The organism is Flavobacterium sp. PL11, from assembly GCF_035985025.1.
Taxonomy (GTDB): domain Bacteria; phylum Bacteroidota; class Bacteroidia; order Flavobacteriales; family Flavobacteriaceae; genus Flavobacterium.
Map to the genome: position 1 here is coordinate 162,482 of NZ_JAXCIA010000001.1, position 25,337 is coordinate 187,818.

Annotated in this window: 25 protein-coding genes; 15 read left to right on the forward strand and 10 right to left on the reverse strand. The window is 31.9% G+C overall.

The window, feature by feature from the left end; translation table 11 throughout:
• The first annotated feature begins 68 nt into the window (after window positions 1–68).
• From RCH18_RS00640 to leuB, 7 genes are all read left to right on the forward strand, one after another.
• Window positions 69–323, forward strand: a complete 255-nt coding sequence (locus tag RCH18_RS00640; RefSeq protein ID WP_326934823.1) for a type II toxin-antitoxin system RelE/ParE family toxin — start codon at window positions 69–71, stop codon at window positions 321–323.
• Window positions 324–513: 190 nt separating this feature from the next.
• Window positions 514–1,743 carry a DUF2254 domain-containing protein gene (locus RCH18_RS00645; protein ID WP_326934824.1) on the forward strand — a complete coding sequence of 410 codons (1,230 nt, stop codon included), beginning with the start codon at window positions 514–516 and terminating at the stop codon, window positions 1,741–1,743.
• A gap of 528 nt (window positions 1,744–2,271) precedes the next feature.
• Window positions 2,272–3,669, forward strand: coding sequence for a 3-isopropylmalate dehydratase large subunit (leuC, locus tag RCH18_RS00650; RefSeq protein WP_326934825.1), 1,398 nt, complete (start codon window positions 2,272–2,274; stop codon window positions 3,667–3,669).
• A gap of 162 nt (window positions 3,670–3,831) precedes the next feature.
• The gene (leuD, locus tag RCH18_RS00655) at window positions 3,832–4,428 is read left to right on the forward strand and encodes a 3-isopropylmalate dehydratase small subunit (RefSeq protein ID WP_326934826.1); all 597 of its coding nucleotides are present in this window, start codon (window positions 3,832–3,834) and stop codon (window positions 4,426–4,428) included.
• 64 nt (window positions 4,429–4,492) lie between these two features.
• Window positions 4,493–4,999 carry a GNAT family N-acetyltransferase gene (locus RCH18_RS00660; RefSeq protein ID WP_326934827.1) on the forward strand — a complete coding sequence of 169 codons (507 nt, stop codon included), beginning with the start codon at window positions 4,493–4,495 and terminating at the stop codon, window positions 4,997–4,999.
• 49 nt (window positions 5,000–5,048) lie between these two features.
• Window positions 5,049–6,572 carry an alpha-isopropylmalate synthase regulatory domain-containing protein gene (locus RCH18_RS00665; RefSeq protein WP_326934828.1) on the forward strand — a complete coding sequence of 508 codons (1,524 nt, stop codon included), beginning with the start codon at window positions 5,049–5,051 and terminating at the stop codon, window positions 6,570–6,572.
• A 77-nt stretch (window positions 6,573–6,649) separates the two neighbouring features.
• Window positions 6,650–7,705 (forward strand): 3-isopropylmalate dehydrogenase, encoded by a 1,056-nt coding sequence (leuB, locus tag RCH18_RS00670; RefSeq protein ID WP_326934829.1) that lies wholly within the window; start codon window positions 6,650–6,652, stop codon window positions 7,703–7,705.
• A gap of 261 nt (window positions 7,706–7,966) precedes the next feature.
• Here the strand turns inward: leuB and RCH18_RS00675 are convergent, their stop codons facing one another.
• Window positions 7,967–8,332, reverse strand: a complete 366-nt coding sequence (locus RCH18_RS00675; RefSeq protein ID WP_326934830.1) for an RNA recognition motif domain-containing protein — start codon at window positions 8,330–8,332, stop codon at window positions 7,967–7,969.
• 188 nt (window positions 8,333–8,520) lie between these two features.
• Complete coding sequence (locus tag RCH18_RS00680) at window positions 8,521–9,000, reverse strand: DUF6252 family protein (protein WP_326934831.1); 480 nt, start codon at window positions 8,998–9,000, stop codon at window positions 8,521–8,523.
• A 198-nt stretch (window positions 9,001–9,198) separates the two neighbouring features.
• Between RCH18_RS00680 and RCH18_RS00685 the strand changes: the two genes are divergently transcribed.
• The 4 genes from RCH18_RS00685 to RCH18_RS00700 all read left to right on the forward strand — a co-directional run bounded on the left by RCH18_RS00685 (window position 9,199) and on the right by RCH18_RS00700 (window position 12,443).
• The gene (locus tag RCH18_RS00685; RefSeq protein ID WP_326934832.1) at window positions 9,199–9,756 is read left to right on the forward strand and encodes a 30S ribosomal protein S16; all 558 of its coding nucleotides are present in this window, start codon (window positions 9,199–9,201) and stop codon (window positions 9,754–9,756) included.
• A gap of 14 nt (window positions 9,757–9,770) precedes the next feature.
• Window positions 9,771–10,295: a ribosome maturation factor RimM gene (rimM, locus tag RCH18_RS00690; protein WP_326934833.1), complete on the forward strand. Its 525-nt coding sequence runs from the start codon at window positions 9,771–9,773 to the stop codon at window positions 10,293–10,295.
• A gap of 54 nt (window positions 10,296–10,349) precedes the next feature.
• Complete coding sequence (locus RCH18_RS00695; RefSeq protein WP_326934834.1) at window positions 10,350–11,063, forward strand: tRNA1(Val) (adenine(37)-N6)-methyltransferase; 714 nt, start codon at window positions 10,350–10,352, stop codon at window positions 11,061–11,063.
• Between the two features lie 201 nt (window positions 11,064–11,264).
• On the forward strand, window positions 11,265–12,443 hold the full coding sequence (locus RCH18_RS00700) for an acyl-CoA dehydrogenase family protein (protein ID WP_326934835.1): 1,179 nt from the start codon (window positions 11,265–11,267) through the stop codon (window positions 12,441–12,443).
• 141 nt (window positions 12,444–12,584) lie between these two features.
• On the opposite strand, the gene RCH18_RS00705 is transcribed toward RCH18_RS00700, so the two are convergent.
• The 3 genes from RCH18_RS00705 to RCH18_RS00715 all read right to left on the reverse strand — a co-directional run bounded on the left by RCH18_RS00705 (window position 12,585) and on the right by RCH18_RS00715 (window position 14,962).
• Window positions 12,585–12,917, reverse strand: a complete 333-nt coding sequence (locus tag RCH18_RS00705; RefSeq protein WP_326934836.1) for a ferredoxin — start codon at window positions 12,915–12,917, stop codon at window positions 12,585–12,587.
• Window positions 12,918–13,349: 432 nt separating this feature from the next.
• Complete coding sequence (locus tag RCH18_RS00710; protein WP_326934837.1) at window positions 13,350–13,589, reverse strand: NifU family protein; 240 nt, start codon at window positions 13,587–13,589, stop codon at window positions 13,350–13,352.
• A gap of 233 nt (window positions 13,590–13,822) precedes the next feature.
• Window positions 13,823–14,962, reverse strand: coding sequence for an Mrp/NBP35 family ATP-binding protein (locus RCH18_RS00715; RefSeq protein WP_326934838.1), 1,140 nt, complete (start codon window positions 14,960–14,962; stop codon window positions 13,823–13,825).
• A gap of 232 nt (window positions 14,963–15,194) precedes the next feature.
• Between RCH18_RS00715 and RCH18_RS00720 the strand changes: the two genes are divergently transcribed.
• Window positions 15,195–15,791 (forward strand): hypothetical protein, encoded by a 597-nt coding sequence (locus RCH18_RS00720; protein ID WP_326934839.1) that lies wholly within the window; start codon window positions 15,195–15,197, stop codon window positions 15,789–15,791.
• On the forward strand, window positions 15,781–16,569 hold the full coding sequence (locus RCH18_RS00725) for a hypothetical protein (RefSeq protein ID WP_326934840.1): 789 nt from the start codon (window positions 15,781–15,783) through the stop codon (window positions 16,567–16,569). The genes RCH18_RS00720 and RCH18_RS00725 overlap by 11 nt, the downstream gene beginning before the upstream one ends.
• A 36-nt stretch (window positions 16,570–16,605) precedes the next feature.
• Here RCH18_RS00725 and RCH18_RS00730 read toward each other — a convergent pair whose 3' ends face one another.
• From RCH18_RS00730 to trmB, 3 genes are read right to left on the reverse strand one after another with little or no spacing between them, the layout of a single operon-like run.
• On the reverse strand, window positions 16,606–16,932 hold the full coding sequence (locus RCH18_RS00730; protein WP_326934841.1) for an MGMT family protein: 327 nt from the start codon (window positions 16,930–16,932) through the stop codon (window positions 16,606–16,608).
• Window positions 16,933–16,970: 38 nt separating this feature from the next.
• Window positions 16,971–17,615, reverse strand: coding sequence for a LysE family transporter (locus tag RCH18_RS00735; RefSeq protein ID WP_326934842.1), 645 nt, complete (start codon window positions 17,613–17,615; stop codon window positions 16,971–16,973).
• A gap of 34 nt (window positions 17,616–17,649) precedes the next feature.
• Complete coding sequence (trmB, locus tag RCH18_RS00740) at window positions 17,650–18,327, reverse strand: tRNA (guanosine(46)-N7)-methyltransferase TrmB (RefSeq protein ID WP_326934843.1); 678 nt, start codon at window positions 18,325–18,327, stop codon at window positions 17,650–17,652.
• A 248-nt stretch (window positions 18,328–18,575) separates the two neighbouring features.
• Here trmB and RCH18_RS00745 point away from each other — a divergent pair, with 248 nt between their 5' ends.
• Entirely contained in the window at window positions 18,576–20,171 is a 1,596-nt protein-coding gene (locus RCH18_RS00745; protein WP_326934844.1) for a L,D-transpeptidase family protein, read from the forward strand.
• A gap of 44 nt (window positions 20,172–20,215) precedes the next feature.
• Here RCH18_RS00745 and RCH18_RS00750 read toward each other — a convergent pair whose 3' ends face one another.
• Both RCH18_RS00750 and RCH18_RS00755 read right to left on the reverse strand, forming a co-directional pair.
• Complete coding sequence (locus RCH18_RS00750; protein WP_326934845.1) at window positions 20,216–20,722, reverse strand: nuclear transport factor 2 family protein; 507 nt, start codon at window positions 20,720–20,722, stop codon at window positions 20,216–20,218.
• Between the two features lie 12 nt (window positions 20,723–20,734).
• On the reverse strand, window positions 20,735–23,191 hold the full coding sequence (locus RCH18_RS00755) for an AsmA-like C-terminal region-containing protein (RefSeq protein WP_326934846.1): 2,457 nt from the start codon (window positions 23,189–23,191) through the stop codon (window positions 20,735–20,737).
• Window positions 23,192–23,681: 490 nt separating this feature from the next.
• Here RCH18_RS00755 and RCH18_RS00760 point away from each other — a divergent pair, with 490 nt between their 5' ends.
• On the forward strand, window positions 23,682–25,274 hold the full coding sequence (locus RCH18_RS00760; RefSeq protein ID WP_326934847.1) for a L,D-transpeptidase family protein: 1,593 nt from the start codon (window positions 23,682–23,684) through the stop codon (window positions 25,272–25,274).
• Window positions 25,275–25,337 lie beyond the last annotated feature (63 nt).

Genomic DNA, 25,337 nt, shown 5'->3' on the forward strand with positions numbered 1-25,337 from the left:
CAAGCTAATTTAATAGTTGAAAAAGTAGATTTTTATACTGCAGAGGAAGTTGAAAAAATGACTTCTCAATGGTAAACAAAAGAGTTATTATTTGGGATAAAAAAGCTGTTGAACACTTGAAAGAGGCTTATAATTCATTTAAGACAGACGATAATTCAAGTTTAGCTTTAAAATTTAAAAGCACAATTTTAAAAACTAAAACCGACTTACTTATAAATCCTGAAATTTATGAACAAGATCGTTTTAAGTATGAAAACAATGGCAGTTATAAAGCTTTTGAAAAGTTTCATTATCAAAGTGTATATAGAATAACTCAAACTTAAATTAGAACATTAAGAGTAATACACAGGCAGAGCGTCTTTAAAACATTAACCGCGGGGAGAGCAGCAGACTTTAATGTTGTAAACTTTTTGAAAAAATATTTTAAAGGAGTTATAACGGCTACTTAAAAAAACTACTTAAAAAAAAATAATATCATAACATTACTAAACTTTCTCAACGTAACTTTATAAAATGGAAATTAATTTACCCAAACATTTTAGAATCTATTACAATAAGATCACAGGTAGTATTGCATTCTATCCTGCTGTATTAGCCATAAGTTTTTTGTTGTTGAAATGGGTTATGCTAGTTATTGACTTTTCTGAATGGGGCAAAAGTATAAAATCAAATACTAGTTGGCTCAGTTTAAAGGATGCAACCACAGCAAGATCTATCATCTCTACAATTGCTGGTGCCATAATTTCATTGACCGTTTTTAGTTTTTCTATGGTGATGATTGTGCTTAATCAAGCAGCTTCTCAAATGACTAATCGGGTGTTGAGTAGCATGATTGGCAATAGATTTCAACAAACAGTATTGGGATTTTATATTGGAACAATTGTTTATGCACTATTCCTTTTAAGTACCATTAGGGATATTTCAAGCGGTATTTATGTGCCTGCACTCAGCATTTACCTTCTTATTTTATTAACAGTTATTGATATATTTCTATTCATTTATTTTTTAGATTACGTCACTCAAACTGTTAAATATGAAACTGTAATTACTCGCGTTCAGAAAAAAACAATGCATAAAATGCAACAAGAATACAATCAAGACCCACAGCAAACAGTGACTTGGAACGAGCTTCCATTTGTGCAAATAAATACGCTAAAGTCAAATTATTTTCAAGGTTACAATAAAAAAATCTTACTTGAAATTTGTGAAAAAAAAGATCTTTATATCACTTTCTTATACCCTAAAAGCAGCTATTTGCTTAAAGAAGTTCCGCTTTTGAGAGTCTTTAGTAAAAACCCTATAGACCCCGGTGTTTTACTTGATATTGCTTCGGCAACTGATTTTTATAATGGACAACCCATAGACTTAAATGCAGATTATGGTTTTAAACAACTCTCAGAAATTGCCATTAAAGCGCTAAGCCCTGGTATAAATGATCCTGGAACTGCTGTTCTTGCACTTTATTCATTAGCTGATTTACTCTCCTTCAGACTATACAATAATTGTCAAAAAATCGCGACGGATTCACAAGGAGAGACTAGAGTTTTTATCCCAAATTCATCATTCGAGGAGTTGTTTAAAAACTGCATAAATCCCATTTGGAAATACGGAAAACAAGATCAATATATTCAGATTGCCTTAAGAGATGTTATAGAGCAACTTAAAATTGTTGATTTTAGAAAAAGCCAAGGTAAATTATTTGAAGACTTTAACAAACTAATCGCTTTACATACTGAGAATTAGCAAAAAATCAGTCAATAGTTTCTACAGTAAATAGTAGGTGATTTATTTTTCTATAGCAAAATTTAATCGCTGTTGAATTTCGTATTTTTTATAAGAAAAACTAAGTAAATATATTTGAACATAGATGATAACTTTCAATCTAAAATGTTTTATAATATAAATCTATAAAAAATAATGGTATACTTTTCTAATTTAATTTGTTTGTCACGAGAAGATATTAGTTTTGTAACTAACTCAATTTCAGTTGTTTAATAAATGATAAAGTTATCTGACATGGATTTATAATTATCGTCTTAAATAGTAATGAAATATTTCTAAAAAAATAAAATTTAGCTTCATGATGATAAGCAGCTAACTTAGTTTTAATATTTACTCTTTTGTATTATTCAAAAAGTTATTTGGGCATCGTATATAGCGCAATAACACAACTGGCAATTCTATTGATTTTGCTATTTTTGTTTCTTTACTTGGAAACACATCCATATATTTTTGGATTTGAAGATAGAAATACACTTAAAAATATTAAAAATGAGTACTACATTATTTGACAAAGTATGGGATTCGCATGTTGTGCGTAAAATAGAAAATGGACCAGATGTTTTTTTTATTGACCGTCATTTTATTCATGAAGTTACTAGCCCTGTTGCTTTTTTAGGTTTAAAATCCAGAAATATTAGCGTTCTATATCCAGAACGCACCTTTGCAACTGCAGATCACAATACTCCCACTATAGACCAGCACCTTCCTGTTGCAGATCCATTATCAGCAAATCAATTGAAAGCTTTAGAAGATAATGCTGCTGAATATGGTATTTCGCATTGGGGTTTAGGCCATAAAAAAAATGGTATTGTTCACGTTATAGGTCCGGAAAACGGAATTACACTACCAGGGGCAACTATCGTATGTGGCGATTCTCACACTTCTACCCACGGTGCATTTGGCGCAATTGCATTTGGAATTGGAACTTCTGAAGTGGAAATGGTAATGGCTACACAGTGCATAATGCAACCCAAACCAAAGAAAATGCGTATCAACGTAAATGGTACACTGAGTAAAGGTGTTGGCCCAAAAGACGTTGCTCTTTATATTATTTCAAAATTAACAACATCAGGTGGAACAGGCTATTTTGCTGAATATGCTGGAAATGTTTTTGAAGAAATGTCAATGGAAGGCCGTATGACAGTTTGCAATCTAAGTATTGAAATGGGTGCTCGTGGCGGAATGATCGCTCCTGACCAAACAACATTTGATTTTCTTGAAGGAAGATTATATGCGCCAAAAGGCGAAGCTTGGACTAAAGCAGTTGACTATTGGAAAACTTTAAAAACAGATGCAAATGCCGTTTTTGATACAGAGCTAGTCATTGATGCTGCTGATATCGAACCTATGATTACTTATGGTACTAATCCAGGAATGGGAATTGGTATTTCAAAAAAGATCCCTAACGCAAATCAAGTGGAAGGTGGAGCAGAAACGTATAAAAAATCATTAGCCTATATGGGTTTTGAAGAAAATGATGTCATGATTGGTAAACCAATTGATTTTGTTTTCTTAGGAAGTTGTACCAATGGTAGAATAGAAGATTTTAGAGCCTTTACAGAAATTGTAAAAGGGCGAAAAAAAGCAGATAATGTGACGGCATGGCTAGTCCCAGGTTCACATGTTGTAGAAGCACAAATTATTGAAGAAGGTTTATTAGACATTTTAACTGAATCTGGTTTTGTATTGCGTCAACCTGGATGTTCAGCTTGTTTAGCTATGAATGATGACAAAGTGCCAGCTGGAAAATATGCGGTGAGTACCTCAAATAGAAACTTTGAAGGACGTCAAGGTCCTGGTTCAAGAACGCTATTAGCAAGTCCTATTATGGCGGCGGCGGCGGCAGTTACAGGAGTACTGACTGATCCAAGGGAATTAATGATTTAAGAATGTGGATTAACGATTTATTATTTCAAATCTCGATAGTCAACAATATTCAACTAAAATTATTTATTAAGAACACACAATAAAAAATAGTACCGATTAAATTTTTCTTTTTTGCTGAGAAAATCTTAAATCAACAATCGATACTCTAAAATCACAAATCAAATGGCTTACGATAAATTTAATATCCTTACCAGTAGCGCAGTACCGTTACCAATAGAAAATGTAGATACTGACCAAATAATTCCAGCTCGTTTCTTGAAAGCGACCGAGCGTGTAGGTTTTGGAGATAATCTTTTCCGTGATTGGAGATACAACGGAGATGATACACCAAAGGTGGATTTTGTTTTAAATAATTCAATGTATTCAGGAAAAATTCTGGTGGGTGGAAAAAACTTCGGTTCCGGTTCTTCACGCGAGCATGCTGCTTGGGCAGTATATGATTACGGTTTTCGTGTTGTAGTTTCAAGCTTTTTTGCAGATATATTCAAAGGCAACTGCTTAAATATTGGTGTTTTACCAGTTCAAGTAAGTGCGGGATTTGCGAATAAAATCTTTGCCGCAATTGAAAATGACCCTAAAACAGAACTAGAAATTAATCTTCCAGAACAAACAATCACCATTTTAAATTCAGGCGAGAAAGAATCATTTGACATCAACGGTTATAAAAAGAACAATATGTTAAACGGTTTTGATGATATTGACTATTTACAAAACATAAAAGAGGAAATAATAACTTTTGCTGAAAAGCAATTGATTTAAACTCAAAGTGTATTCCTTACCTGTTTGTTGAACTAATGTTTTCTATTTTTGCCAAAAAAAAGATATGACATTCGAAGCAAGCACAATAAATGATATCGAGACGATTTTCGAGTTTTACGATATGGCTGTAGAATACCAGAAAACCAAATTTAATAAACATTGGCAAGGTTTTGAATTAGAGTTGGTAAAAAAAGAAATAGCTGAAAACCGACAGTGGAAAATTATTATCAATGATGAAATTGCTTGTGTTTTTGCAATCACATTTGAAGATAAAAGTATTTGGAAAGAAAAAAACAGCGACAAAGCGGTTTACTTTCATAGAATTGTAACGCATCCAAAATTTAAAGGACAACAGTTTGTAAAAAGGATTATCGATTGGGGAAAACAATTTGCCAAAGAAAAAGATTTAGACTACTTGAGGCTAGACACTTGGGGTGATAACACAGAATTAATTGATTATTATCAAAAATGTGGATTTGAATTCTTAGGAATTATAACTCCAGATTATAACGGATTACCAAAACATTACGACGGGATTACACTTAGTTTATTTCAGATAAAATTAAATTGAGACTTTAATGGTTCGTGATAATTTATGTCTAAAGTGACAATTATACACAATGAAAAAAAGAAAAATTGAAATAATGGACACGACACTTCGCGATGGTGAACAAACCTCGGGAGTGTCTTTTTCTGCGGCAGAAAAACTGACCATTGCGCAATTGTTGCTCGAAGAATTAAATGTTGATCGAATCGAAATTGCCTCGGCACGTGTTAGTGAAGGCGAATTTCAAGGTGTAAAAGGAATTATGGCCTGGGCTAAAGAAAAAGATTATGAAAATAGAATTGAGGTGTTAACTTTTGTTGATGGCGGACTTTCTATTGAATGGATGAAAAGCACAGGTGCCAAAGTTCAAAATTTATTAACAAAAGGATCTTTAAATCATCTTACGCACCAGTTAAAAAAAACGCCAGAACAGCACTTTACCGAAATCGCACAAGCCATTACATTAGCACAAGAAAATAATATTGAAACTAATGTTTACTTAGAGGATTGGAGCAACGGTATGCGTAATTCGCCTGAATATGTATTTCAGTATTTAGATTTTTTGACTCAGCAGCCAGTTAAAAGAATTTTACTACCAGATACTTTAGGTGTTCTTATTCCATCTGAAACATTTCAATTTATCTCGGAAATAATTAAAAGATATCCCAACACTCATTTCGATTTTCATGCACATAATGACTACGATCTAAGCATTGCTAATGTTATGGAAGCAGTAAAAGCAGGTATTCAAGGTCTTCATGTAACAGTAAACGGAATGGGAGAACGCGCTGGAAACGCACCTTTAGAAAGTACTGTTGCCGTGATCAATGACTTTATGCCAGAAATTGAAATGAGTGTAAAAGAATCCTCGTTATATTCAGTGAGTAAATTAGTGGAGACCTTTACAGGTTATAGAATTCCTGCAAACAAACCTATTGTAGGCGATAATGTTTTTACCCAAACTGCTGGTATTCATGCTGATGGAGATAATAAAAACAATTTGTATTTTAATGATTTACTTCCAGAACGTTTTGGACGAAAGCGACAATATGCTTTAGGAAAAACATCTGGAAAAGCTAATATTGAGAAAAATCTCCAAGAATTAGGATTGCAATTAAATCCCGAAGATTTAAAACTGGTAACGCAACGTATCATAGAATTAGGTGACAAAAAAGAGACCGTAACTAAGGAGGATTTACCTTATATTATATCTGATGTTTTAGACAGTCAGACCTACTTAGAAAAAATAGTAGTCGAATCCTATATTTTATCTCATGCTAAAGGAATGAGACCTTCTACAACCTTATCTTTAAAAATAGATGGAGAAATTATTGAGGAGCATGCTCAAGGAGACGGACAATTTGATGCGTTTATGAATGCACTAGCAAAAATTTATAGAAGTAAAAATTTAGAATTGCCAAAATTAATTGATTATGCTGTTCGAATTCCACCCGGAAGTAGTTCTGATGCTTTATGCGAAACTATAATAACTTGGACTAACAATGGAAAAGAATTTAAAACAAGAGGATTAGATTCGGATCAAACGGTTGCTGCTATTGTTGCTACTCAAAAAATGTTGAACGTAGCGATAAATTAAAAAATAAAATAATTTAAAGACTAAAATAGTAACACTGAACTAAAAACCATTTAATACAATAATTTTAAGATAAAAACATGAAATATACTATTGCGCTATTAGCTGGAGACGGAATTGGACCAGAGGTAATTAATGAAGCTGTGAAAGTCTCGGATGCTGTTGCTAAAAAATTTGGACATGAAATTATATGGAAACCAGCCTTAACTGGTGCAGCGGCGATTGATGCAGTAGGAGTTCCTTATCCTGACGAGACGCATGAAATTTGTTTGGCTGCAGATGCAGTACTATTCGGAGCTATTGGTCACCCAAAATACGATAATGATCCACTAGCACCGGTGAGACCAGAGCAAGGCTTATTATTGATGCGTAAAAAGTTAGGTTTATTTGCTAACGTACGTCCAACTTTTACATTCTCTTCTTTATTGGATAAATCTCCTTTAAAAAGAGAACGTATCGAAGGAACTGATTTAGTTTTTTTAAGAGAACTAACAGGTGGAATCTACTTTGGAGAAAAAGGAAGAAGAGACGGTGGAGAAACAGCTTTTGATAATTGCGTGTACACTAGAGCTGAAGTACAACGTTTAGCAAAAAAAGGTTTTGAATTGGCAATGACACGCTCTAAAAAACTTTGCTGTGTAGACAAAGCAAACGTAATGGAAACGTCACGCTTGTGGCGGGAAACAGTTCAAGCTATGGAAAAGGACTATCCTGAAGTTACTGTATCATACGAATTTGTTGATGCTGTTGCCATGCGTTTAGTACAATGGCCAAACACGTATGATGTATTAATTACGGAGAATTTATTTGGAGATATTTTAACTGATGAAGCTTCAGTAATTTCTGGGTCGATGGGACTTATGCCTTCTGCATCTATGGGAGATAAAGTATCTCTCTTTGAGCCTATTCACGGTTCATACCCGCAAGCGACTGGTTTAAACATTGCTAATCCTATGGCTACTATTTTATCGGCTGCAATGATGTTCGAAAACTTCAACTTGATGGAAGAAGGACAAGCCATGAGAGACGCGGTAAATAAAGCGTTAGAAGCGGGAATCGTTACTGAGGATCTCGCAGATGGTGGAAAAGCATACGGTACGAAAGAAGTTGGAGATTGGTTAGTAGCTAACTTATAAGTTTTTTACTATTTGGTCAATACTATTTAAAAAAGCTATTTGTTCAGACAAATGGCTTTTTTATTACTTTAATTTTTTAATCAGAATTTCTCACTTCGTAGTTTTATACTAAGTCTTTCCGCTATATGTAAGTTTAAGAATACTACAGTTTAAATATAGATGTTCGATGCAAATTCGGCTAATCAAATTAAAAAAGTAAAACATAACAAAAAAGGTGTCAATTTTCATTGACACCTTTTTTATATATGATTGAAAAGAATATTAATATCTTCCTCCTCTGTCTCCACCACCACGGTTTTCTCCACCACGGTTGTTTCCACCACCATAACCACCGCGTGAATCTCCACCACGACTGTTATTATTAAAACTTCTTCTTTCGCCTTCTGGTTTTGGCTCAGACTTGTTAACTACAATTGCACGTCCTTGAACAGTAGCTCCGTTCAATTCGTCAATAGCTTTTTGAGCCTCGTCATCATTTGGCATCTCAACAAAACCAAACCCTTTACTTCTTCCTGTAAATTTATCTGAGATAATTTTAACTGAATCAACTGCTCCGTAAGCCTCAAAAGACTCTCTTAAATCTGCTTCCTCAATACTGAATGGAAGACTTCCAACAAAAATATTCATATGTACGTATTTAAATAATAACACAAATGTAAGGCAATTTTTTTCTAATCTACTATCTATTAACTAATTTATATATTTTATTTTAGCTAAAATTAGAATATATACTTAAAACCTGAAGAGTTACATAATAATATGGCTAAATATCCACTTTTACATCTAGCAAATTTTATTTTAAAAACATTAATCAGTTATTTGCCGACAATCACAATTGGAACGTTATAAAAAAAGCCTTGCTGGAAATTTAAATTTGGCTCTTCATTTGAAATAGTTTCTGTGTATATAGCATTAAATTTGAATGTACCAGATATAGTATTATTGATATCATCATAATCAGTTATTTTAATTTCTCCATTTGCACCTCCAATAGAGGTTGAATAATTGGTCTCATATATGCCTCGATCCTCAGTATAAACTACTATATTAAAACTATCTGGACCTAATAAATAAATTCCTTTTCCCGGTGATGTTGTTGTAAATGATAAAAACTCATTTGAAGTGTATGCTTCAATTATTAAAGAACCATTAGTAGCTAATTTTGCCTTAAAATCAGTAGCTCTCCAAAATACATTATTCTTCAACCCCTGAAACGCTGGATCATTAAACCGAATGTCCTCTTCGCATGAAATGAAACAAAAAAGAATCACTGTTAATAATAAAAATTTTTTCATAAATTCTATTTTTTGATTAACAAAATTAAGGTTTTTAGATTTAAAAATCAGAATTACAACTAAAATCGATAGCTCAAATTAATTTAATATTACAACGAACATTAAAACAGAATAGGTATTTGCTATTATCAATAAAAAAAGTATCTTTGCAAACTTAATTAATAGAGGTCGAGTACCTCAAAATTTAATCACACGATTATGTCAGTAAAAATTAGATTACAAAGACACGGTAAAAAAGGAAAACCTTTTTACTGGGTTGTAGCTGCAGATGCACGCTCAAAAAGAGATGGTAAATATTTAGAGAAAATTGGTACTTACAATCCAAATACAAACCCAGCAACTATCGACTTAAACATCGACGCTGCAGTAAAATGGTTGCACAATGGTGCTCAACCAACTGATACTGCTAAGGCAATTCTTTCATACAAAGGAGCTTTATTAAAGCATCACCTTGATGGCGGTATCCGTAAAGGAGCTTTAACTCAAGAACAAGCAGACGTGAAACTAACAGAATGGTTAGACGCAAAATCTGGAAAAGTTGATGCTAAAAAAGACGGTTTAACTAAAGTTCAAGCTGACGCTAAAGCAAAAGCTTTCAAAGCAGAACAAGATGTAAATGCAAAACGTTTAGCTGTAGCTGCACAAGCTGAAGCAGATGCTATTGCTGCTGCAAATCCAGCTGTGGAAGAAGAAGTTGAAGCTTCGACTGAAGAAGCTCCTGCTACAGAAGAAAATAATGAAACAACTGAAGCATAAATTAGTAAGCGAAGATGCGTAAAGAAGATTGTTTCTATTTAGGTAAAATCGCTAAAAAATTTAGTTTCAAAGGGGAAGTTCTTGCCTATTTAGACACGGATGAACCCCAGTTATACGAAAACTTGGAATCAGTGTTTGTTGAATGCAACAAACACTTGGTTCCTTTTTTTATTACAAGCAGTTCACTGCATAAAAACGATTTTCTCAGAATCCGTTTTGAAGATATGAACTCCGAGGAAGAGGCTGATGCCGTTATGGGCAACGCTATTTATCTCCCATTGAAAATGCTGCCAAAACTTACTGGCAACAAATTCTACTTTCATGAAGTAATAGGATTTGAAGTTGAGGACAAACGTCTTGGAGTTGTTGGAAAAATTCAATCTATAAATGATACCACAGCACAGCCACTTTTTGAAGTGCTCAACGGAGACGTGGAAATTTTGATTCCTATGATCGATAATTTTTTAGTAAAAATTGATCGTGAAAACAAAAGGGTGATTATGGATTTACCTGAGGGATTAATTGAAATATATTTGTAGAAAGGTTTAATCGGTTATTTTTTTTATTTGGTTAATCGAAAATCTGAAAACACTATGCCTAAATTTTCATTTAAACAATTTATTGTTGAACAAGACCGCTCTGCCATGAAAATAGGCACTGATGGCGTTTTACTAGGTGCTTGGGCTCCAATAGATCATAATCCGTTTAGCATTTTAGATATTGGCGCCGGAACAGGAATAATTGCTTTGATGTTAGCACAAAGAAGCAACGCTGAGCAAATTGATGCATTAGAAATTGATGAAGATGCGTTCGAACAAGCGACAGATAATTTCGAAAATTCACCTTGGAGCGATCGTTTGTTTTGTTTTCACGCTGGTTTAGATGAATTTATCGAAGAACCGGAAGACGAGTATGACCTAATCATTTCAAACCCTCCATATTATAGTGAAGATTATAAAACCGAAAATGAACAACGCGACTTAGCACGTTTTCAGGATGCTATGCCTTTTGAAGATTTAATAGAAGCAGCTGATCTATTATTATCTGAAAATGGAATATTAGCAGTAATAATTCCATACAAAGAAGAAGAAAAATTCTTAGCTCTTGCTCAAGAATTTGAATTATATCCTTTCAAGATTACACATCTAAAAGGCACGCCAACTTCAGAAATCAAACGTAGTTTACTAGCTTTTTCTCGAATTGAAACAACCGACCATAATATTGATGAATTGATAATCGAAATAGAAAGACATGTATACACTCCAGAATACATTGCGTTGACAAAGGAATTTTATTTGAAGATGTAACCTAGTTCGTTTCGTAATTTATTTTAAAATAGTATTAATTTTTTCAACTAAGCGAACGTAATTTACATTCTAAAACTTTATTATTTTCCAAATTATTTATATTATATTCCTCCAAATATTAAAATTGAAAAATTATAACATTTGTTAATCGATTTGTTATATTTCTTTCAGTAGATTTGTAGTACATAAATTAGCGATACCATGAAACCAGATTTATTTCAAGCCCCGGATTATTACAATTTAGATGATTTATTAACAGAAGAACATAAATTAGTTCGCGATTCTGCCCGTGCATGGGTAAAACGTGAAGTGTCCCCTATTATAGAAGATTATGCTCAAAGAGCTGAATTTCCCAAACAAATTATCAAAGGTTTAGGAGAAATAGGTGGTTTTGGCCCTTATATCCCTGAGGAATATGGCGGCGCTGGTTTAGACCAAATTTCATATGGTTTAATAATGCAGGAAATTGAACGAGGAGACTCTGGAGTTCGTTCTACATCGTCAGTTCAGTCTTCATTAGTTATGTATCCTATTTGGAAATTTGGAACAGAAGAACAACGACTGAAATATTTACCAAAATTAGCTACTGGAGAATTTATGGGATGTTTTGGTTTGACAGAGCCAGATCATGGTTCAAATCCAAGCGGAATGACAACCAATTACAAAGATATGGGCGACCATTATCTTTTGAATGGTGCTAAGATGTGGATCTCTAATGCTCCTTTTGCTGACATTGCTGTAGTTTGGGCTAAAAATGAAGAAGGCAGAATTCATGGTTTAATCGTAGAAAGAGGAATGGAAGGCTTCACCACTCCTGAAACGCATAATAAATGGTCTCTTCGTGCCTCTGCAACAGGCGAGCTAATTTTTGATAATGTAAAAGTTCCAAAACAAAACTTATTACCAGGCAAATCAGGTCTTGGCGCTCCTATGCAATGTCTTGATTCTGCTCGTTACGGAATAGCTTGGGGTGCAATAGGCGCTGCAATGGATTGTTATGATACTGCTTTGCGTTATGCCAAAGAAAGAGTCCAATTTGATAAACCAATCGCTGGAACACAATTGCAACAAAAGAAACTAGCCGAAATGATCACTGAGATCACAAAAGCGCAGTTATTGACATGGCGATTAGGAGTCTTAAGGAATGAAGGAAGAGCCACTACAGCTCAAATCTCAATGGCAAAACGTAATAATGTTGACATGGCGATCAATATTGCACGTGAGGCAAGACAAATTCTTGGCGGAATGGGGATCACCGGCGAATATTCTATTATGCGTCACATGATGAATTTAGAATCTGTAATTACTTACGAAGGAACGCATGACATTCACTTGTTGATTACGGGTATGGATATTACGGGAATTGCCGCTTTTAAATAATAATCATTAATTATTACAATAAATATAATATTGAAAAAAAGCTTCTTGGAAAAAGAAGCTTTTTTTTTTTGCGAGAAAACCCAATTTTATTTTTCAATTTTTTACAAAGAAAGCCCTTCAAATATAAAGTAACTTTTACTATTAATTCTCTGGAGCTAGTTCTAGTTCTAAACCTTGAAGATTTTCTGTGATTGGGATTTGGCAACCCAATCGACTATTAGATTTTACATAAAAAGCCTCTGAAAGCATTGCTTCTTCATCTTCACCCATTTCTGGTAAGGCTACATCATTCAAAACATAACACTGACATGAAGCACACATCGCCATTCCACCGCAGGTTCCTACCGTGCCTTCCTCCGCCAATTCATACATTCTAATAATCTCCATGACATTCAAATTCATATCTGTTGGAGCAACAACTTCGTGAGCTATACCGTTTCTATCGGTAATTTTAATAGTAATATCTTGTGGCATTATTTTTCTTCTTCTTTTTTAATTGCTTTTGCCGGCTAAATCTTTCTAACAAATAAAAGCTTTATTTATTATAATTTTGTAAACTATGTCTACCTTAAAATTTTAGTATTACTCCTTTTTATAAAGACACATAAAGCATAAAATAGCATCAATTAAGGAAAATTGATTATCTACTCTCAAAATTTCTAAGAAACTTCATTAATCAATTTTGCAAATATCAATGAATTATGTTATTTCATGAACTATAAATCTACCTTTTTTTATACATGAATATTAAAAAAAGATTTTGTTTTACAGACAAACACAATTTAGTTATTCTATTATAATTTTTATAAACGAAAAAATAATATTTCCGTCTCTTTCGTAAATACAATACGCTACAACCAATTTATTATTGAACTATAATAACAATCATTTGATCATATCAAATAATTACAAAATATTGGTCACCGTTTCTATTTGTGGTGCAAACTTTTTAATGGTTGTTTCTACACCTGCTCTTAATGTCATTTGGTTTACGCTACAACTAGTACAGGCTCCTTCAAGTCGCACTTTTACGTGTTTACCATCTTCAATTGAAATTAATGTAATATCGCCACCATCAGAATTTAAAAAAGGTCTGATTTCTTCGAGTGCTTTTTGAACTTCTAGAGTTAATTCTTCTGTTGTCATATCTTTTGATACTATGAAAATGTGAAAATGTGAGAATTAGAAAATTTGACAATTAGATAATTGGATCATGTGATAGTTGGCCAATATGATAATTTTAATCATATATAATTGGTGAAATTATAAATCACATTATTCAAATAAAATACAAATTGCATCTTGATTAACTTTTTTTTAATTCTCCAACTTTCTAATTTTCTAATTCATTGCTAATTTTCTAATTTCTTACTAATTTTCTATTTTTTTTTTACTGCTGAGCAACCTGCCATAGTTGTGATTTTTACTGCTTCTGTTGCTGGTAAATTTTCATTCCTACTGACCACTTCACGCACTACATTTCGAGTAATTTCTTCGAATACTTTTTGTGTAACTGAATCTGCTTGCATTGCAGCTGGACGACCAAAATCTCCTGCTTCACGAATGGACTGAACAATAGGCACTTCTCCAAGGAAAGGAACTTCTAAATCTTCAGCTAAATTTTTAGCGCCTTCTTTTCCAAAAATATAATATTTATTATTAGGCAGTTCTTCAGGTGTGAAATAAGCCATATTTTCAATAATTCCTAAAACAGGAACATTTATAGCATCAGACATAAACATCGAAACTCCTTTTTTGGCATCAGCTAAAGCAACAGCTTGCGGCGTACTCACGATAACAACTCCTGTGATGGGCAATGCTTGTACGATGGATAAATGGATGTCTCCTGTACCTGGAGGCAAATCGACTAACATAAAATCTAATTCACCCCAATCAGCGTCAAATATCATTTGGTTCAGCGCCTTTGAAGCCATTGGACCTCTCCATATAACAGCTTGACTTGGAGATGTAAAAAAGCCGATTGACAGGATTTTCACTTCGTAACTTTCAACCGGTTTCATTTTTGATTTACCATCAATGGAAACTGAAATTGGCTTAGCACTTTCCACATCAAACATAATTGGCATTGAAGGACCGTAAATATCGGCATCTAATATTCCAACAGAGAAACCCATTTTAACTAATGAAACGGCAAGATTAGCAGTAACTGTAGATTTTCCTACTCCTCCTTTTCCAGAAGCTACGCCAATAATATTTTTAATTCCCGGAATTGCTTTTCCTTTTATTTGGTTTGGATTTTCGGCTGCTACAGCTTCCACCTTTATGTTTACTTTTACGATAACATCTGATGAAAATTTCTCGTGAATTAATTTTTTTATATCGTCCTCAGCACGTTTTTTTATATGCATGGCTGGAGTTGCAATTACTAAATCAACGGTAACCTCGTTTCCAAAAATCAGTACGTTTTTTACAGCACCACTCTCCACCATGTTTTTCCCTTCGCCAGCTATAGTAATTGTCTCTAAAGCTTTCAGAATATCTTTTCTATCTAATTTCATTTTTAGTCTACTTATCAACTGGTATTTACAACCAGAATATTATCTTTATTTATACTGATTTCAGATTACAAAGATAGCAGATTAAGTTCTTAAAATAAAGGAATTAGATTGGATTTATTGATAAGGGAATCGTTGCTGATTATTTGAATTTTTAATATGAAGCCTTAATTTTTAAATTATTTACCTTAATTTAGATTTGTCATTTATAACGGCAAATTAATAATTCTTGATTATGGGACTAAGCGTACATTACAAAGGGCAACTAAAAAAGTCATCTTCACTAAAACACCTCATTGATGCATTGGCTGATATTGCCAAAACAGAAATGTGGAACTACTTTATTTTTGAAGAACAGTTTCCAAATCAAAGTTTTTCACTAGTTAGTAATACTGAAAATCTTTATGGAATCATGATAACGCCACCAGAATGCGAACCATTATGTATTTCATTTCTTGAAAATAGGCGGATGTGCGGAATTATAAACTTTAACATACTTCGACTTGACCCTTCAATAGGTAAAGAATTAATATATTCTGTTTCCACAAAAACGCAACATGCAGGTGCTGAAATCCACAAGAAGCTAATTTTGATTTTAGATTACATCAATACAAATTATTTGGTTGATTTTGAATGTTATGATGAAGGTCAATTCTGGGAAACAAGAAATACCCAATTATTGGACGAGATTTTTGAGAGACATACTAATTTAATATCAAGTTTTACTGATTCCTTCTCTATTTTTCCGATTCTCGATAATGAAAAAATAGAGAATTACTGCATTCGCATTGCTGAGATAACTCATAAAAAAGATACTAAAAATGGAAAATAGAGACGATGAAGATCTTCCAAAACTTACCATAGAACAAGAAAATGAATTCAAAAAGCTAAAACTTTCTATAGAACACGGAGGTATTTTTTTTAATAAAAAAAATCCAAATATACCGCCAGAAATTGAAGGTCAATTCCTAGATTATGTTTCGAATTTTGAGAATTCATTTAAAAACTCGATAAGGATAACCGTTTTTGAAAAAATGGGCAAACCTGCATTTAAGATCCCAGAAATGCTAACGGATGCTGAAATAACAATAGAACTGGACACGATAATTCAAATAATGCAATCTTTCGATATCGCCTTAGATTTGATATGTAATTATGCGGATGAGGAACGGCTAATTTACACTTTTATCGTTACTGAACTTTTTCAGCAAGAAATTGAAGACATCAATATTGATGGAATGGTAACACATTTTATTTACGAGGATTTTCATCAAAACCATAAATACGATTTAGAAGTCGCTACAATCGATTTTTTGAAAATGTTTTTAAATAAAAAATCAACGTTTTACAAAGATCATCACAGTGAAGACGCCGTGAATGAAGCAGAAATTAATCTCTTTCGAGATTTGTTTGATGAATTTGAATTGCAATTATTTGAAATTTCTGATATCGCTTTTAATGAAAAAAATGCGTTGGTACAATTTAAAATCGAATTTTCAGCACAAAACGAAGACCATCGCCCTAAAATAAGCTATTCTGGTGATGGAAGTATTAGCTTTGAGTATGAATTTGGTTATTGGTACATAAAAATGGTTCACCTTCCTATCTAGGATTGATTTAAATATTTCATTAGCTTTAAATACTAATTACTGCTCAACTTCCGGCATCCAAAAAACAGTTTTAAAATCCTTTATTTGATTGTCAATTACAACTATCCCTTCATTCTCGAGTAATTGTTGCATCAAGTTTGTTCCATCAAAATGAAGTTTACCTGTAAGCAAACCATTTCTATTTACTACTCGATGCGCTGGAACATCTTCAAGATGATGTGAGGCATTCATTGCCCAACCCACCATTCTAGCAGAGCGCGCGGTTCCTAAAGCTTTTGCAATAGCGCCATAAGAAGTTACTTTTCCATAGGGAATTTGTCGTACTATAGCGTATACACGATCAAAAAAATTATTGTCTTCCATACAATCAGATCCTATGTGTGACTATTAGCTTTTTACGCCTATTTTATATAAAATTTCACAATATTGATTAACGTAATTATAGCTATGATTCCGGTAATACTACCAATAATAGAATTCATATTTCGCATTAAGTAATCTGTTTTGTCTTGAATTTTTTGAAAAAAGGCGATATAGAAATAAAATACTAAAAACGAACCTAATACAACTCCTGTTACAAAAAATAGAATGTAGTTTATGTCAAAATAAAATAAATTGTAACTAGCCAAAGTAATACTGACAAATACATAATAAGGAATTGGAAAAAAATTAAGGACTGATAGTAGCATTCCTAAGAAAAAGCGTGTTGTAGTGCTCCTTTTTTTTATTTTGCCGATCTTTTTTTTCTGCTTTTTTGCGATAAACAAAAAATAAATAGAGAGTATCAAAAAAATAGCGAAACCTAATTCTCTTAATAAAACAATAACATCTGGATGGTCTTTTATAAATTGAGCAAATAATATGGCTAACGCTGCCTGAATAAAAATGATGATCACAGCGCCTAAAATAAACCAGTAAGCACTTTTTTTCCCTTCCTTAATGTTTACCTTAGCGGCGGTCATATTTATCAAACCTGGAGGAGTGATCCCTATAACAGCAGTAACAAATCCTAAAAATAAAGAAGTAAGTAAATTAATTGCCAGCATAAAATTGTGATGAAAATCCTTTTCAAATATAGAACTATTCTTTAATTTTAAATCGGATATAGGTAATTGCTTTATTAGTTTCTAAATATTGTTTTTCATAAAATGTTTGAAAAGCAGTTACCTCTTCTGGACTTCCTTCATTTACATAAACATTATGATTGGCATATAAAACTTCATGTCCTTCGCCATGTAATAATCCTAATGTATAACCATGCATAAATTCGCTGTCTGTTTTTAAGTTGACAACTCCATCTTTTTTGAGTATCTTTTTATACAATTGTAAAAACTCTGAATTGGTCATTCTATGTTTCGTACGTTTGTATTTTATTTGTGGATCTGGGAAAGTAATCCAGATTTCATCTACTTCATTATCTGCAAAAATATGATTGATTAACTCTATTTGAGTACGGATAAAGGCAACATTATGCAACCCATCTTCCATGGCTGTCTTAGCACCACGCCAAAAACGAGCTCCTTTAATATCAATTCCAATAAAATTTTTGTTTGGATATCTCTCCGCCAGACCTACCGAGTATTCGCCTTTACCACAACCCAGTTCAAGTATTAAGGGATTATCATTTTTAAAAAAATCGGAGTTCCATTTACCTTTAAGTGGAAATAAATCTCCTACTACTTCCTCTCTTGTAGGTTGAAAAACATTATTAAATGTCTCATTTTCTTTGAACCTCTTTAATTTATTTTTACTTCCCACTTTTATAATTTTTTTTACTTGATAAAATTCGTCCTTGAATCTCAGGTGCCAAAATTAAGAAATTATAAAACAATCATTACTATCTATGAAAAAACGTTTTTGAATATCATTTAGTAGTGATTTCGAAAGATTAGAAAGCCATTTAAACGTTCAAAAGAAGGTTTAAAATTACATTACAATGTCTATCAAATTGTTAATGCTCTTTTTAACACTCATTTATTTTATTACCTTTCGACAAAATTTACATCATGAAAACCTTTTTTTTAGCAACCGCACTTTTATTTTTTAGCTTCTCTGATGCCAGTGAAAGCTATTTTATAAAAAAAAGAGTAGCTGACAAAATCAATCCTGTACTTAAAAGTCAACCCACACCTTCTTCACCTAAAATTGATAACGTTGTTATTACCAATTTTTTAAAAAAATATCCAAATTTAAAGTCACAAAGAGCAAATCTTGTTAACTTATATGCTCAACGTAAATATAAATCAATATGGTTTGATAAAAATCAGTTTGTAATAAGTGCTAAAACTTTATATTCTAAATCTAATAATTTAGAAGAGGAAGGCGTAATTTCTCAATTTGCATATAAAGATAAATTTAATGCTATTTATGAACAAGCACCTTCTAAAAAAAGTAATTTATCTGAAACGGAATTATTGATGTCCGCTATGTACTTATTTTATGCTAAAAAAGTATTTCACGGTATTGATTCAAAAAAGGTAAAAGAAATAGGTTGGTTACTGCCTCAAAAAAACCTGTCATACACTAGTTTACTAAACACTTTTTTAAAGAATCCCGCATCATTTGATAATGATGATCAATTACTTTTTGGACAATATTATAAGTTGCGTGAAATTTTAAAAAAATACCGCCAAATAGAACAAGAAGGAAATTGGAATTTGATAGTTAAAGATTCTTTAGTTAGAGAATATAAACCGGGTGATAGCTCTAAAACTATTGGCCAAATTAGGCAAAAACTTGCAATAGTAGGCGATTTAAAAAAAGATTCTCAAAGTAATTTGTATGATGAGGAGCTGAAAACTGGAATTTTGCAATTTAAAAATAGAAATGGTTTCGATCAAAGTCCCGCATTTACCTCAAGTCATATTTTAAGATTAAATATTCCTATTGCAGAATATATTGAAAAGATAAGAGTAAATATGGAGCGTTGCCGCTGGATTGATCCACAAGTAGCTAAAGCAGAGCAATATATTTTAGTTAACATTCCTTCTTATGAGCTTTATTTTTATAAAAAAGGTAAAATTGAATTGGAATCTAATGTTTTTGTGGGAGGAACTATGAATGAAACTGTTATTTTTAGCGGCACCATCAATCACATGGTTTTTAGTCCGTACTGGAATATCCCAACAAGTATAGTTCAAAGTGAAATTAAAACTGCCTTACAAACAGATAAAAATTACTTAGTTAATAACGACATGGAATTAAAGAATGGCCGGATGAGACAAAAACCTGGTCCTAAAAACCCATTAGGAAAAGTCAAATTTATATTTCCAAATATTAACGATATTTATTTGCATGGTTCTCCCTCTAAAGATTTGTTTAATTCTGAATATCGCGCGTATAGCCATGGCTGTATCAATGTAAATAAATCAGAAGAATTAGCCTATTTAATCTTAAAGGACAATAAAACTTGGCCTGTTGAGCGCATTCAAAAAGCGATGGATGGCGGTGTAGAAACAACTTGCATTTTAAAGGATAAGCTACCTGTGCACATGGGATATTTCACCACTTGGGTTGATGATAATGGTGAAGTAAACTTTTTTTATGACATTTATGAAAGAGATGAACGTGTATCTAAATTACTCGCGGCTGATATTCACTAATTCTACTTTTAATAAATATATTTTGTTGTCTTATTATTTTCAAACTATTGCTTTAATTTCAGTTTTTCGATTATAAAATCCTCAGAAGTTTTAATTTTAATAACTTGATTCGAGTTTTCGTTAGGAATGGTCATTGATAATACATAATGCTTAATTTTCCATTCATTTTTTATTTTTACCAAAACCCCTGAACCTCTACAAATTTTCATTTGTGTTTCAAGCAGCTCATCAAACCACGCTATATTACCTGTTTTCTCAAAAAAAAGATTTCTTTCTAAAGTGGTGAAACTCCACGCCTTTCCTTTATCAAAATGAGGTTTAGCATACGCTTGAAAATCTTTTTTATTCCAATTTTCTGTTGCATCTGTACCAATAAAAACTGCATCATCTGACATTAAATCAAAATAAGTTTTATAATCAGCATTGGCCGCTGCTTTATGCCAATTGTCTAAAACTGTATTCACCTTAATTGATGAAGATGCATCGCTGATAGCTGTATTTTTACAAGCGAATAAGGTTAAGAATATTAGGATTACACTATATTTTTTCATTGTTGCTAAGATTTATTTGTGATTTTTGTTCCATCGAATCTTAATTTCTCCCTCATCATCTATCGCTAATAAGTGCAATACAATTCCATCAAGACGCTTTTCTGCTCGTTGCTCTTTATCAACAATTAATTGATCCTTTTTAGGATTTCTGAGAGGAATAGTTAATGCTAAATTTGTTCCTCTACCAAAAGAATATACCCCGTTGATATCTAAATTTAAAATATTGGAACTAACCTTTAAATTGTTTACCGTAATTGCCTCTCCACGAATTATAAAATTACCTGATAAATCACGAAATACAATGTTATTAACGTCTCTAAAAGGCAAAGCAAATTTGGCAATATTAGTGATTGGTTTAAATTCAATAAGTTTTCCCTGACTCACTTTTACAGTTGCTTTACCTAAAAGGGAGTTTGTTTTTAGTTCACCACCCGCTAGTAACTTACCTTCAACTGAAGCTGAAGCTGTTAAAAACCCTTTTAAATTGGCAGGCGTAAATGATGTAATTCCAAAATTATTTAAAGAGGCTAAGAATTTTGCAATATCTACATTTTCTATTTTAGTATCTGATTTCAATACAAAACCCTCCCCTTGAGGGGTTAATTTTCCTTGAAACGTAACTTTGCCATCTGCACTTTTTACCACACCATTTTTAACTATTAGCTCGTTATTTTGTAATAGGATTAGAACTTTAGCGTCACTAGCCTCGAGTTTACCATAAACCATTTTATCTGCTTTGACGTTGATCACTACCTGAGATTTTTTTATAGCAGAAAAAAGCTCTTCGGAAATATCATTCTCTGAATCTTTTTGATTTATTTGTGTTTTATTAGGGTTAGTAAAATTGGCTACCAGTTTTTTTACGTCAATAAAGGGAGCATAAATATCCCAATCGATTACAATTAAACTTGGATTTTCGTAGTATAAATTTAAAAAATTATCTATTTTACCTTCAATAAAAACGTTACTTTCATTGTCTTTTAAATTAATTTTTTTTATCAAGAGTGCTTTTTCAGTAAAGTCAAGTTGAACATTTGATCTTACAAAACTTAAATTTCGTGGTCCATAACTAGCAACGGCATCCTGAACCATTACCTTTCCTATAAAATAAGGTTTTTCAATTTTTAAATCCACTATAGAAAATCTAAAATCCATATTCATTTTAGCCTGCCCAGTGGTAAAGTGCATCAAATTCTTTGATATAATTTTATTTAATTTGGCAACATCAAAGTCAGAATTAAAACTCCCTGAAGCAATTGTTGCTTCAAAATTTAAAATCTTTCCCAAAGGAATTGCGAACGGAATTGTTTTGTATTTCCCTTTAAACTTGGTAATTATAATTCCAGAATTAATATCATTGCATCCAGCCCCTTTTTTATAATGATTTGTAAATTTGGCATCAAAAAAACAATCTGTTATTAATCCATCAGGGATTGTAAGCTCATTATCAATACTTTTAGTGGAAACTGTAATTTTAGGATCTTCGGTTGCACTCATATCACCATCAATAATACAACCCACTGTAATAGGATCTTTAAAATCAAATTGGTTTACTTTAATATAAATATTATCACTCATTAATGCCGCAGCATTTTTCCATAGAATATTTGTCTTTATAGCAATTTTAAAAGGTGATTTGTGTTCATTTAAACTGAATTTTGCATTTATATCAAAAAAATCTTTGCCAATAGATAGTTTTTCAGTGGTCACACTTATTTGATTTTTTGTAGCAGAAAAATTTGCTGCCAGCATACCTTCTACTTTTTGATCTTTAATAAAACTTCCGTGTTTTGTATTAAAGGTCATGCTTTTAGCAAAAGTTTTTAGATACACCACTGTATTCCAATCATCGTTTATATGGTTTATAGTAGCTCGTAAATCGATATTGTCAAAATTAAATAGTTTTTTTCCAATTAAATTCTCCGAAATAAAATGTACCTGTTTTAAATTGATCAAATGAATTGTAGATGTTGTTGCACTTTCCGTTTTTTGACCGCTTTCCTTGGATCTAAAAATATTAGTATTCGATAATCCATTCTTACCCTTAAATAAATATAATGTTGCATTCTGAATTTCGATTTTATCAATATTTATTTCATTTACAATCAAATCTATAACATTAATGCGTACTTCTATTTGCTGCGCTTTGAGTAATGTTCTCTTATGATTAGCCCACAAACTATCTCTTAATTCCACTTGGCTTAAAGCCAAAGTCATATTAGGAAATCCTTTTAGGAACTTATAATTAATATTACCAATAGTAACAGTTCCCGATATATTTTCGTTGATTTTACTATTAATTTGAGTGCTGATTTTTGTTTTATTAGCTTCAAAATAAAGAGCTAATATACCGGCAGAAACAATTATCAATACTAATAATCCCAAAAAGAAAAAAACAACTTGTTTTATGATCATCATAAAATCTACTTTACTGATAGCTGCTTTGTTTCTATCCCAAAATTCTTTCATAAATTGTACTTTACTATTTGTACAACAATATAGTTAAAAATTGTAAAGTCTCCATCTTTTCTATGATACTTGATTATTCAGCAGTCAAGTTGTAAAAATTTAGAGTATAAACGCTGATAATAAAATCCATACTTAACTAATAATTACAGGTTTACAGTTGTGATTATTAACACCTTACAATTGACATCACTTAACTTGAATTTTATTCTTAAAGTCTATATCGAATAGAGATTGTTTATATAATGCCAAAATATTGTTTCAAAATTATTTGGATTAGTTAATGGTTTTTGTCTATAGTAACTGTAATATCATTAATTTTATGTAAACAGTTTTCTCATTATCAGATAGTTGTACTATTTTTATTTAATAGACAGCAGCGACTATAAAATTATTTCTAAAAATCGAAAAATAATAACGGATTAGTTACTGTCAGATTTATTGTATTTTTGTTTGCTCTGCATTACATCTTTTGCAAATTGTACTTTTAACTATGAAACATTCATTCTGTATATTCTTTATATTAGCTTTCACTCTGATAGTTACAACAACCTCTTGTAAAAAGAAAATAGAAAATGATCAAGTTGAAGTCCCAGTTACACTTAATACAATCGAAGTCACTTTTGATAGTATTCAAATAAAAACATTTTTTACTAAATATCCCGATCTCGAAAAATACCAAAGCGAAGTGAAACAATTATATAGAAAACATCAGTTCCGCTATATCTGGTTTGATCAAGATGGACTCAATGAATTTTCGAGTTTATTATACAATAAAGTTAATAATCTAAATAGTGAAGGCGTACAAACCAGTATTCCTTATAAAAACATCTTGGATACTATTTATAGTAATCCACAGAAAAATCAGAAAGCAAATGTGAATACAGAACTACTAAGTTCTTCGCTCTATTTTTTTTATGTTGATAAGGTATATAAAGGTATCGACAAACAAAAATCAAAAGAATTAGGATGGTTTTTACCTAGAAAAAAACAATCTTATATTCATTATTTGGATTCGCTACTTATAGATCCTTCATTAATCAATAAAAAGGGAAAAGGCGTTTTAGAGCAATATTATCTATTGAAAGATATATTAGTGAAATACCAAAAGATTGAGAAAAAGGGAAGTTTGGAAACCATCATTATAGATTCTAAAATAAAATCGTTTAAACCTGGCGATAGTATTGCGACAATTGCACAAATAAGAACCTATTTATTTCATCATGATATAATTACTTCGGATTCTAAAAGTTCTATTTATGATGATAAATTGGCTACAGGAATATTAGAGTTTAAAAGAATTAATGGGTTTGCAATTAATAAAACTATATTGCCAAAACATATTAGATATATGAATGTTCCTATTGCACAGCGTATAAAAACGATTATGGTAAATATGGAACGATGCAGATGGATTTCAAATGATGTGATCAAAGCTAAAGAATTAATAGTAGTCAACATTCCTGCCTATGAATTAACGTTTTTTAGAGATGGAAAGCCTGAATTAAAATCTAATGTCGTTGTAGGTAAAACTTTAAATAAGACTGTAATTTTTAGTGCTCCTATGAAATATATCGTGTTTAGACCTTATTGGAATATTCCAGCTAGTATTTTAAAGAAAGAAATACTTCCTGCTATTGAGAAAAATCCAAATTATTTGCAACAACACAATATGGAATGGAAAGACGATTTTGTAAGGCAAAAACCTGGAAGTTCTAATTCCTTAGGTCTTGTGAAATTTTTATTTCCAAATTCTGATGCGATTTATTTACACGATACTCCTTCAAAAAGTTTATTTGAGCGAGACAATCGCGCTTTCAGTCATGGTTGTATTCGAGTGGCTAAACCAAGAGAACTGGCAGCAGCAATTATGAAAAATGATTCGAAATGGGATAGAGATAAAATTGATGCCAAAATGGAAAACGGCGATGAATACTGGTATGTTTTAAAAAATAAATTTCCAGTTTATATAGGGTATTTTACTGCTTGGGTAAGTCCAGAAGGTGTCGTTCATTTTTATGATGATGTTTACAAAAGAGATGATAAACTAGCAGCATTATTATTTGAAAACAAAGCACAAGATTGACACATTTATAATTCTACACCTTGATAAAAGATAGTTATTCTGGAAATTGACACTTATATTTAT

Excerpts from the sequence above, each read along its gene's own strand:
- RCH18_RS00760 (WP_326934847.1), top strand. The coding sequence starts at position 23,682 with ATGAAACATTCATTCTGTATATTCTTTATATTAGCTTTCACTCTGATA.
- RCH18_RS00725 (WP_326934840.1), top strand. The coding sequence starts at position 15,781 with ATGGAAAATAGAGACGATGAAGATCTTCCAAAACTTACCATAGAACAA.
- RCH18_RS00735 (WP_326934842.1), bottom strand. The coding sequence starts at position 17,615 with ATGCTGGCAATTAATTTACTTACTTCTTTATTTTTAGGATTTGTTACT.
- RCH18_RS00665 (WP_326934828.1), top strand. The coding sequence starts at position 5,049 with ATGAAAAAAAGAAAAATTGAAATAATGGACACGACACTTCGCGATGGT.
- rimM (WP_326934833.1), top strand. The coding sequence starts at position 9,771 with ATGCGTAAAGAAGATTGTTTCTATTTAGGTAAAATCGCTAAAAAATTT.
- RCH18_RS00660 (WP_326934827.1), top strand. The coding sequence starts at position 4,493 with ATGACATTCGAAGCAAGCACAATAAATGATATCGAGACGATTTTCGAG.
- RCH18_RS00730 (WP_326934841.1), bottom strand. The coding sequence starts at position 16,932 with ATGGAAGACAATAATTTTTTTGATCGTGTATACGCTATAGTACGACAA.
- RCH18_RS00645 (WP_326934824.1), top strand. The coding sequence starts at position 514 with ATGGAAATTAATTTACCCAAACATTTTAGAATCTATTACAATAAGATC.
- RCH18_RS00680 (WP_326934831.1), bottom strand. The coding sequence starts at position 9,000 with ATGAAAAAATTTTTATTATTAACAGTGATTCTTTTTTGTTTCATTTCA.
- RCH18_RS00700 (WP_326934835.1), top strand. The coding sequence starts at position 11,265 with ATGAAACCAGATTTATTTCAAGCCCCGGATTATTACAATTTAGATGAT.
- leuB (WP_326934829.1), top strand. The coding sequence starts at position 6,650 with ATGAAATATACTATTGCGCTATTAGCTGGAGACGGAATTGGACCAGAG.
- RCH18_RS00710 (WP_326934837.1), bottom strand. The coding sequence starts at position 13,589 with ATGACAACAGAAGAATTAACTCTAGAAGTTCAAAAAGCACTCGAAGAA.
- RCH18_RS00640 (WP_326934823.1), top strand. The coding sequence starts at position 69 with ATGGTAAACAAAAGAGTTATTATTTGGGATAAAAAAGCTGTTGAACAC.
- RCH18_RS00705 (WP_326934836.1), bottom strand. The coding sequence starts at position 12,917 with ATGCCACAAGATATTACTATTAAAATTACCGATAGAAACGGTATAGCT.
- RCH18_RS00695 (WP_326934834.1), top strand. The coding sequence starts at position 10,350 with ATGCCTAAATTTTCATTTAAACAATTTATTGTTGAACAAGACCGCTCT.
- leuD (WP_326934826.1), top strand. The coding sequence starts at position 3,832 with ATGGCTTACGATAAATTTAATATCCTTACCAGTAGCGCAGTACCGTTA.
- RCH18_RS00685 (WP_326934832.1), top strand. The coding sequence starts at position 9,199 with ATGTCAGTAAAAATTAGATTACAAAGACACGGTAAAAAAGGAAAACCT.
- RCH18_RS00755 (WP_326934846.1), bottom strand. The coding sequence starts at position 23,191 with ATGAAAGAATTTTGGGATAGAAACAAAGCAGCTATCAGTAAAGTAGAT.
- RCH18_RS00675 (WP_326934830.1), bottom strand. The coding sequence starts at position 8,332 with ATGAATATTTTTGTTGGAAGTCTTCCATTCAGTATTGAGGAAGCAGAT.
- RCH18_RS00750 (WP_326934845.1), bottom strand. The coding sequence starts at position 20,722 with ATGAAAAAATATAGTGTAATCCTAATATTCTTAACCTTATTCGCTTGT.
- RCH18_RS00745 (WP_326934844.1), top strand. The coding sequence starts at position 18,576 with ATGAAAACCTTTTTTTTAGCAACCGCACTTTTATTTTTTAGCTTCTCT.
- RCH18_RS00715 (WP_326934838.1), bottom strand. The coding sequence starts at position 14,962 with ATGAAATTAGATAGAAAAGATATTCTGAAAGCTTTAGAGACAATTACT.
- RCH18_RS00720 (WP_326934839.1), top strand. The coding sequence starts at position 15,195 with ATGGGACTAAGCGTACATTACAAAGGGCAACTAAAAAAGTCATCTTCA.
- leuC (WP_326934825.1), top strand. The coding sequence starts at position 2,272 with ATGAGTACTACATTATTTGACAAAGTATGGGATTCGCATGTTGTGCGT.